The organism is Parazoarcus sp. PS-13 R2A (genome assembly GCF_057621855.1).
Map to the genome: position 1 here is coordinate 1 of NZ_JBYEXN010000061.1, position 521 is coordinate 521.

Consider the following 521-nt stretch of genomic DNA (forward strand, 5'->3'; position numbering starts at 1 on the left):
TCCTCGGGCATCGCCTTCTCGAGCTCACGCAGCACCTGACGCGGATGCAGATAGTCGCCACCCTGGAAGGTCTTCTCCTTCGCGTTCTCCTCGATCATGTCGAGGCTGAAGGCATCCTTCTCGTGCGTCCACTCGTCGAGCTCCTTCTCCCACGCCGCCTTCTCGTCGGCGATCTTCTGCGCGCGGGCAGCCTTGTCGGCATCGCACGCCAGGGTCTTGCCTTCCAGACGACGGGTCAGCGCCACGGCGGCCGCCTTCGCATCGCCGCAGATCCCGACCGAGATCTTCTTCACCAGGCCGAGCATCTTGTTGTCGGCGTCGATCTGGATGATCTTCGCGTTCTTGGGCCAGTAGTCCATGCCGTGCTGGGGCAGGGTACCGAAGGGGCCCAGACGCGAACCCAGCGCCACCACCACGTCGGCCTGCGCAATCAGCTTCATCGCCGCCTTCGAACCCTGGTAGCCCAGCGGGCCGCACCACAGCGGATGGCTCGCGGGGAAGGAATCGTTGTGCAGGTAGCT

General features: G+C 64.7%; 1 pseudogene. It reads right to left on the minus strand.

Going from position 1 to position 521, the window contains the following annotated elements:
• Positions 1-521: pseudogene (locus AC22G6_RS21820) on the minus strand (sulfoacetaldehyde acetyltransferase); the annotation flags it as partial.